The organism is Allofournierella sp. CML151 (genome assembly GCF_027853465.1).
Taxonomy (GTDB): Bacteria; Bacillota; Clostridia; order Oscillospirales; family Ruminococcaceae; genus Allofournierella.
Genome location: NZ_JAPNNW010000035.1, coordinates 1 through 7,617, shown reverse-complemented (window position 1 = coordinate 7,617; position 7,617 = coordinate 1). Strand labels below are relative to the sequence as shown.

Sequence of the window (7,617 nt, the reverse complement as noted above, 5' to 3'; positions counted from 1 at the left end):
CAAAAATCCCGCTGCTCGAATTCGAGCAGCGGGATTTTTTGCATGGTTACGGGTCGGCTTACGCCTTCACGATTACGTGCTTGGGGCAGACCTCCACGCAGGCGCCGCAGCCGGTGCACTTGTCGTAGTCGATGTGCGCCAGGTTGTTGGTGACCTTGATCGCCTCACTGGGGCAGGTCTTCTGGCACTTCATGCAGCCGATGCAGCCGGTCTGGCACTCCTTCATCACCAGAGCGCCCTTCTCGGTGTTGTTGCACAGCACCTTGGGCTTGTTCTCGGTGTTGGCGCAGATCTCGATCACGCCGTGGGGGCAGACCGCAGCGCAGGCGCCGCAGCCGGTGCACTTGGCCACGTTCACGCAGGCCACACCGTCCACAATGTGCATAGCATCAAAGGGGCAGGCCTTCACGCAGTCGCCCAGACCCAGGCAGCCGTGTACACAGGCCTTGCCGCCGCCGAACAGAGAGGCAGCAGCCGCACAGCTGGACACACCCTTGTAATCGAACTTCTGGGTGCAAACGCCGGGGCGGCCCTGGCAGCCCACGATGGCCTTGACCACCGCGGTGGCGCCAGCCTCCACACCCATTACAGCGGCCACGTCTTCCGCGGCCTTGGCGCCGCCGGGAACGCACTTGTTCACCGGAGCACCGGACTCAACGATGGCCTTGGCATAGTCGGCGCAGCCGGCATAGCCGCAGGCGCCGCAGTTGGCGCCGGGCAGGCAGCCGTTCACCTGACCGATGCGGGGGTCTTCCTCCACATGCATGAACTTGGCGGCCAGCACCAGAATGATAGCGCCCAGCAGGCCGACAACAGTAACGATGGCAATCGCCATTGCAATAGACATATTCCCGGCCTCCTTTTAAATTGCACCAAAGATGTTTTCGATCAGACCGCCGAAGCCGCCGAAGCTCAGGGCAGTGGCGGAAGCCGCCACCAGAGTGATGGGCAGGCCTTCAAAGCACTTGGGGGGCTGAGCATCCTCCAGGCGCTTGCGCACGCCGGAGAAGATGACCATGGCCAGCATGAAGCCGAAGCCCGCGCCCAGTGCGCAGAAGATGGACTCCACGAAGTTGTAGCCGTTGTCGATGTTCAGCACGGTCACGCCCAGAACGGCGCAGTTGGTGGTGATCAGAGGCAGGTACACGCCCAGAGCCTTGTGCAGGGGAGGCATGTACTTCTTCATGATGATCTCAACCAGCTGAACCAGCACGGCGATAACCAGAATGAACACGATGGTCTGCAGGTAGCCCAGGTCCCACTTCAGGTTGCCTTCCGCGTCCACAGGGGTGAGCAGGAAGTTCTGAATGGGCCAGGTCACCGCGGTGGCCAGGGTCATAACAAAGATAACAGCGCAGCTCATGCCGAAGGCGGAGTTGAGCTTTTTGGATACGCCCAGGAACGGACAGATGCCCAGGAACTTAACCAGGACGTAGTTGTCCACCAGGATCATGGTGAAGAAGATAGCAGCTAAACGAGCAGCCATTATTCACAGCCCCCTTTCGCGCCGCAGACGCTCTTGGAGGGGCAGCCCTCACAGCCGATGCTGCGCTCTTTTTTGTTGCCGGTCTTGTTTTCGATGAAGATCACCAGGGCCATCAGGCAGCCGAAGGTGAAGAAGCCGCCGGCGGGCGTGGTCATGAAGGTGAACCGGTCGATGGAAGCGGGGATCACGGTCATGCCGAACCAGGTGCCGGAGCCCAGGATCTCACGGATGGAGCCCATAAGCACCAGGGTCAGGGTGAAGCCCAGGCCCATGCCCAGACCGTCCAGAGCGGAGTCCAGAGGCTTGTTCTTGGAGGCGAACATCTCAGCACGGCCCAGGATGATGCAGTTTACAACGATCAGGGGCAGGAACACGCCCAGGGACTTATCCAGAGCGGGAACGTAAGCCTTGACCAGCATCTGCACGATGGAAACGAAGGTGGCGATGACGGTGATGTAAGCCGGCAGGCGCACCTTGTCGGGGATCACGTTGCGCAGCAGCGAGATCGCAATGTTGGAGCAGAACAGCACGAAGGTAGCTGCAATGCCCATGCCCAGGCCGTTGAAGGCCATGGTGGTAACAGCCAGCGTGGGGCAGGTGCCCAGAACCAGGCGCAGAACCGGGTTCTCCTTCACGAGGCCGTTGGTAAAGATCTGAACTTTATTCATGAATTCACAGCCTCCCTATCAAGACGCAAGGCCCGCAGCATATGCCTGGATGCACTTGCGCACTGCCTTCTTCACGCCGCGGGTGGACTCGGTGGCACCGGCGATGGTATCCACGCCGTCCAGACCGGCTTCATCCGTGATGCCGGTGTACTGGCCCAGGTAATCCGCGCCGGCAGCCTGATCGCCGATACCGGCGGTCTGGCCGGACACATCCACCCACACGCCGGTGATGGCGCCGTTGGCGTCAAAGCCAACCGCCACGTTCAGGGGCTTGGTGGAGTACTCGTAGCCCTTGTCCTCGGCGTACAGCACGTAGCTGCCGTCGTCGCCCTGCCAGGCGTCGGTCAGGCCTTCGGGAGCAGTGATCTGGGTCAGAGTCGCCCCGGGAGCCAGCGCAGCGCGGGCTTCCTCGGCGCTCATGGAGCTCAGGTCGGTGCCCTCGCTGCCCTCATCGGCAGCGGGAGCCTGGCCCAGAGCCACCTCGTTGTAGCAGCTCAGAGCAGTGTTCACGGCCTCTACGACCGCCTTGGAGGAGATGGTGGCGCCGGAGATGGCATCCACATCGCCGATGGCAACCTCACCGCTCTTGCCCACCAGGCTGGCAGCCAGAGCAGCAGCGGACTCATTGCCCTCTTCGTACAGCTGAGCGCCGTAACCGGCAGTCTCGCTGTTCTCGGGGAAGCTTACGCCCACGATAGCGCCGTCAGCGTCCAGACCCACGATCACGGGTACCTGGCCGCCGAAGCCCTTGGCACTGGCCTGGATGACCCAGCCGGTGTCGGCCTTCACAGCAGCCTGTACGCCGCTGGTGGCGGATTCCACCGCCTCAAAGGTGGTGGCGTCGGGCAGAACGGCCTTGCAGGCCTCGTCGCTCAGGGTAACGGTCTCCACAGCAGCCTCGCTGGAAGCGGCCTCGCTCTCAGCATCGCCGCCCTCGGGAGCAACCGCGGTGGCGGCAGCGCAGTCAGGGTACATGGCAACAAATGCCTGGATGCACTTGCGCACACCCTTCTTCACGCCACGGGTGGACTGGGTCGCACCGGAAATGGTATCCACACCATCCAGGCCAGCCTCGCCCAGCACGCCCTTGTACTGGTTCAGGTACTCAGCGCCGCCCGCCTGATCGCCGATACCGGCGGTCTGGCCATCGGTGCCAACCCAAACATTCAGGATGTTGCCGTCAGCGTCCAGCTCCACCAGAACGTCCAGAGGAGCGGTCTCGTATTCATAGCCATTGGCCTCGGTGCGCAGCACGGTGGTGCCGTTGGCAGTCTCCCAGGCGCCGGTCAGGCCCTCGGGAATCTCGATCTCGGTCAGCTCCATGCTCTCCAGAGCCTGGTCGGGAGTCAGCTGCTCTTCTTCCACAACCGCAGCCTGGCCCAGAGCGACCTCATTGAAGCAGTTCACAGCGGAGTTCACAGCGGACAGCGCAGCCTTGGAGGAAACGGTAACGCCGCTGATCATATCCACGTCGCCCGTTTCCAGGGTACCGCTCTTGCCCACAAAGCTCTCAGCCAGCTTCTGGCCGTCAGCGTCGGCAGGGTCAGCCAGCTTCTGGCCGAAACCGGCGGTCTCGCTGTTCTCCATGAATTTCACCTTCAGGATGGTGCCCTCGCTGTCGAAGGCAACAACCACAGGCACGTCGCCGCCGAAGCCCTTGCCGTAGGCCTGGATGACCCAGCCTGCGCCGTTGGTGGCCTTCAGGGCCTTGGTCACGTTGCTGGACTGGAAGTCGGTGATCTCCTCAAAGCCGTCGGCCTCGGGCAGAACCTCCAGATAAGCGGCATTGGCGGCAGCTTCCTCCTGCGCCTTGATGATGGGAGCGGTCAGCTGGTTGGTGCCGGCCAGCGCGGCGCTGGCCACGATGCAGATCACAACCAGAACCACAACGGGTTTCAGGAAGTTTTCCCAGGTACTATTGTTTTTCATGCCTTTTTCGCCCCTTTCTTCTTCGCGCCCAGGGGTTTCTGGCGGGTCAGATCATTGATGTAGGGAACCATCAGGTTCATGAACAGGATGGCATAGGAAACACCCTCGGCCATGTTCGCCCAGTAGCGGATGCCGCAGGTGATGATGCCCAGGCCCAGACCGAACACGATCTTGCCCTTCAGGGTGAAGGGGCTGGTCACGTAATCGGTAGCCATGAACACAGCGCCGAACAGCAGGCCGCCGGCCAGCAGCTCAGCCAGAACGGGCTTGCCCGCCAGAGCGCTGATCACCGCCACGGTGGCCACGTAGGTCACGGGGATGGCAGGGCTGATGGTGCGGGTGGCAACCAGCCACACGAAACCGATCAGGATGGCCAGAGCGCAGGTCTCGCCCAGCACACCGCCGTGCTGGCCCAGGAACAGGTCCATGATGGGGTACTGGCCCAGCAGGGAGTTACCGGCAGCATCCACCACCTGCAGGGGAGTGGCGCTGGCAGCGGCGTCAATGCCGCTCAGGGTCTGCTCCATGCGGGGAGTGAAGGTCCAGGTGGTCATGCGGGAAGCAAAGCCGGTGAACAGCACGATACGGCCCACCAAAGCGGGGTTGGCAAAGTTGAAGCCCAGGCCGCCGAACAGCTGCTTGGTCACAACAATCGCGATGAACGCACCCACAATGGCAATCCACAGGGGCATGCTCACAGGCATATTCAGAGCCAGGATGATACCGGTGACCACAGCGGACAGATCGCCCACAGGGTTCGGCTTCTTCATCAGCAGGCAGTACAGGTACTCAAAGCCCACGCAGGCGGCGGTGGTAACGCCGATCACCAGCAGAGCGCGCAGGCCGAAGATCCACGCACTGGCAACCACGCAGGGCAGCAAAGCGATAATCACATTGCCCATCAGCCCACGAGTGGAGGAACGATCCACAATGTGGGGGGAGGCAGTGACCATATAACGGTTTTCCATTTATTTCTTTGCCTCCTTCTTGGCGAAATCTTTGGCCAGGCCCATGGTCTGAGTGACCGGGCGCTTGGCGGGGCAGACGTAGCTGCAGGTACCGCACAGCATGCACAGGTCCACGCACAGCTTGTTCAGCTCCGCGGCATCCTTCTTGTTGAAAGCACCGGCGATCTGCACAGGAGCCAGACCCATGGGGCAGGCCTCGATGCAGCGGCCGCAGCGGATGCAGGGACCGGCAGCGGGCAGGGTGGCCATCTTCTCGCTGAAGGCCAGGATGCCGTTGTTCTGCTTCAGAATAGGCTCGTCAGCGCTGGGCAGAGCAAGACCCATCATGGGACCGCCGCTGATCAGCTTGGCAACGGTCACGCCTTCCTTGATGCCGCAGAAATCCAGCACCTCACGCACAGGGGTACCGATGATAGCTTCCACGTTCTTGGGCTCCTTGATGGCGTCGCCGTCCACGGTCAGGCGCTTGGTCACCAGAGGCATACCGGTGGCCAGGTACTTGCCGATGGTAGACACGGTGGTCACGTTCATCACGATAACGCCCGCGTCGCTGGGCAGACCACCCTGGGGCACTTCACGGCCGGTGGTGTTCTCGATGAGCACCTTCTCGGCGCCCTGCGGGTAACGGCTGGGCAGCACCTTCACGCTCACGCCGGTCACACCGCTGAACAGCTGGTTCATGGCGCTCACGCACTCGGGCTTGTTGCGCTCGATGCCGATGATGCAGTTCTTGATCTCCAGGTATTTCATCACAGCCTTGACGCCGGAGGCGATGGTCTCGCCGTTCTCCAGCATCTCGCGGGTGTCGGCAGTCAGGTAGGGCTCGCACTCGGCAGCATTGATCACCAGGGTATCCACAGGAGTCTTGGGGCTCAGCTTCACCGCAGTGGGGAAGCCGGCGCCGCCCAGGCCCACCAGGCCGCAAGCCTGAACCGCCGCAATGAAGCTGGCCTTATCGGTCACGACCGGGGCCTTCACCGCGGGATCGACGGTCTGCTGGCCGTCGGGAGTGATCACAACGGCAGCCACGCTGGCGCCATTGGAAATGTGCACGGTATCCACAGAGGCTACCGTTCCGGACACGCCGGAATAAATGTTGGCACTCACAAAGCCTTCCGCTTTGCCGACCAGGGTACCCACCATTACAGTGTCACCCTTCTTGACCACCGGCGTGCAAGGTGCGCCGATGTGCTGCTGCATGGGCAGAACAACCTTGCTGGGCACGGGCATCTTCACCGTGGCCAGGGCGGCAGTTCCCTTCTCATGCGGCACGCCGGCGCCGAGCGCCGCACGTTTCAGCTTTTTCAACATGGATTGAACGTTCCCCCATTTCATACAATCTACGGGGCGCATGTACGAACCACAGCATGGCGCACCCGCTCTAGATTATTCTAATTGCTTTATGGATTCAAGTCAACAAGGATTACGATTCTGTAACCCATCTTCTTTGTATTTTTGCGGTTTTTCCCCATAAAATGGTTTGCACGGGCCTGCCGCTTTATGCTATACTAAAAGCAACATCTCGCATCATTCAAAGGAGGGTTTCCCGATGAAACTGCTTGTTAAAATTTTAGCTTTGATTTTTGCGCTGGCCGGTGCCGCGCTGGGCATTGCCCTGCTCAAGCAGGAGCACACCCCTTCGTACATTTCCGTTTACGACACCGACGACGATTTGTTCTGATCCGCCATTTTTTCGCCATCTTTACCGCTTTCTCCCCTTTTATGGAAGGTTTTCCCTTCCATATGAAGGAATTGGAGAAAGCGGTTTTTTATTTCCACTTTCACTGATGTAAAACTTCTTGAATCATCATTAAGAAAACTATATGTTTTCTAACGTTCTTTTCTCAAAACTCTTTATAACGAATTTTGTGTCATTTTTGTGTTTTTTCAAAAATCAGACAAAATACTCTTGTAGGTTTTATTCGCATATGTTACGATAAAGATACTATAAAATGGTAAGGAGTTGTATGCCATGTCTGAACAAAAGCGTGTACGCCGCACCTCTGAACAGATCGCCGCAGATCTGGATAAGCAGATTGCCGAGCTGAACGAGTCCATCCAGGAGGTGGAGGCTAAAAAGGCGGAAGCTGCAGAAAAGTTTGACGCCAAAATTGCTTCCATCAACGAAAAGATCCGCAAGCTGCAGAGCCGCAAGCAGGAGCTTTTGACCCCGAAAAAGCGTGCTCCCCGCAAGACAAAAGCACAGCAGATCAAGACTCTGGTCACCAAGGCTCAGAAGTCCGGCATGAAGCTGAACGAAATCGCCGAAAAGCTGGGTGTCTCCATCGAAGAATGACGGTTTGATTAAACATCTCATAATAAAGCGCCGCAGCGCTTAAAACCCATTGATTCGGTCGCCCCCATGCGATCAAATGAATGGGTTTTATTATGCATATTGGCTATTTGTCTTCAAACAACTATTGAATCCTTACCATAATAAAACGCAGGCTCATTTTAATGCGAGCCTGCGTTTTATTATATTTTCATTATTCACACTATACGCCAGGAGCCCCTGCGCGCTGAACCGGAGCGCCAACAGCGCGAACGGTGAAGCCGCCCCCGAAGG

At 59.2% G+C, this 7,617-nt stretch carries 8 protein-coding genes; 2 read left to right on the top strand and 6 right to left on the bottom strand.

From position 1 onward, the window contains the following. Positions 1 to 58: 58 nt before the first annotated feature. From PH256_RS15025 to rsxC, 6 genes are read right to left on the bottom strand one after another with little or no spacing between them, the layout of a single operon-like run. The gene (locus PH256_RS15025) at positions 59 to 847 is read right to left on the bottom strand and encodes an RnfABCDGE type electron transport complex subunit B (protein ID WP_087183058.1); all 789 of its coding nucleotides are present in this window, start codon (positions 845 to 847) and stop codon (positions 59 to 61) included. Between the two features lie 15 nt (positions 848 to 862). Further along, positions 863 to 1,486 (bottom strand): electron transport complex protein RnfA, encoded by a 624-nt coding sequence (locus tag PH256_RS15020; protein WP_058962647.1) that lies wholly within the window; start codon positions 1,484 to 1,486, stop codon positions 863 to 865. Continuing rightward, a complete protein-coding gene (gene rsxE, locus PH256_RS15015) occupies positions 1,486 to 2,154 on the bottom strand; it encodes an electron transport complex subunit RsxE (protein WP_087183056.1) in 669 nt (222 codons plus the stop codon). The genes PH256_RS15020 and rsxE overlap by 1 nt, the downstream gene beginning before the upstream one ends. An 18-nt stretch (positions 2,155 to 2,172) precedes the next feature. Beyond that, positions 2,173 to 4,083 carry an FMN-binding protein gene (locus PH256_RS15010; protein WP_270914807.1) on the bottom strand — a complete coding sequence of 637 codons (1,911 nt, stop codon included), beginning with the start codon at positions 4,081 to 4,083 and terminating at the stop codon, positions 2,173 to 2,175. Next, on the bottom strand, positions 4,080 to 5,051 hold the full coding sequence (locus tag PH256_RS15005) for an RnfABCDGE type electron transport complex subunit D (RefSeq protein WP_270914806.1): 972 nt from the start codon (positions 5,049 to 5,051) through the stop codon (positions 4,080 to 4,082). The genes PH256_RS15010 and PH256_RS15005 overlap by 4 nt, the downstream gene beginning before the upstream one ends. Beyond that, complete coding sequence (gene rsxC, locus PH256_RS15000) at positions 5,052 to 6,362, bottom strand: electron transport complex subunit RsxC (protein WP_270914805.1); 1,311 nt, start codon at positions 6,360 to 6,362, stop codon at positions 5,052 to 5,054. A 238-nt stretch (positions 6,363 to 6,600) separates the two neighbouring features. Here rsxC and PH256_RS14995 point away from each other — a divergent pair, with 238 nt between their 5' ends. Beyond that, positions 6,601 to 6,732, top strand: a complete 132-nt coding sequence (locus PH256_RS14995) for a hypothetical protein (protein WP_255396664.1) — start codon at positions 6,601 to 6,603, stop codon at positions 6,730 to 6,732. Positions 6,733 to 7,023: 291 nt separating this feature from the next. Beyond that, entirely contained in the window at positions 7,024 to 7,347 is a 324-nt protein-coding gene (locus tag PH256_RS14990; protein WP_087183052.1) for a hypothetical protein, read from the top strand. Positions 7,348 to 7,617: the final 270 nt, after the last annotated feature.

Coding starts and splice junctions, on each gene's coding strand:
- PH256_RS15025 (WP_087183058.1), bottom strand. CDS start 847: ATGTCTATTGCAATGGCGATTGCCATCGTTACTGTTGTCGGCCTGCTG.
- PH256_RS15020 (WP_058962647.1), bottom strand. CDS start 1,486: ATGGCTGCTCGTTTAGCTGCTATCTTCTTCACCATGATCCTGGTGGAC.
- rsxE (WP_087183056.1), bottom strand. CDS start 2,154: ATGAATAAAGTTCAGATCTTTACCAACGGCCTCGTGAAGGAGAACCCG.
- PH256_RS15010 (WP_270914807.1), bottom strand. CDS start 4,083: ATGAAAAACAATAGTACCTGGGAAAACTTCCTGAAACCCGTTGTGGTT.
- PH256_RS15005 (WP_270914806.1), bottom strand. CDS start 5,051: ATGGAAAACCGTTATATGGTCACTGCCTCCCCCCACATTGTGGATCGT.
- rsxC (WP_270914805.1), bottom strand. CDS start 6,362: ATGTTGAAAAAGCTGAAACGTGCGGCGCTCGGCGCCGGCGTGCCGCAT.
- PH256_RS14995 (WP_255396664.1), top strand. CDS start 6,601: ATGAAACTGCTTGTTAAAATTTTAGCTTTGATTTTTGCGCTGGCCGGT.
- PH256_RS14990 (WP_087183052.1), top strand. CDS start 7,024: ATGTCTGAACAAAAGCGTGTACGCCGCACCTCTGAACAGATCGCCGCA.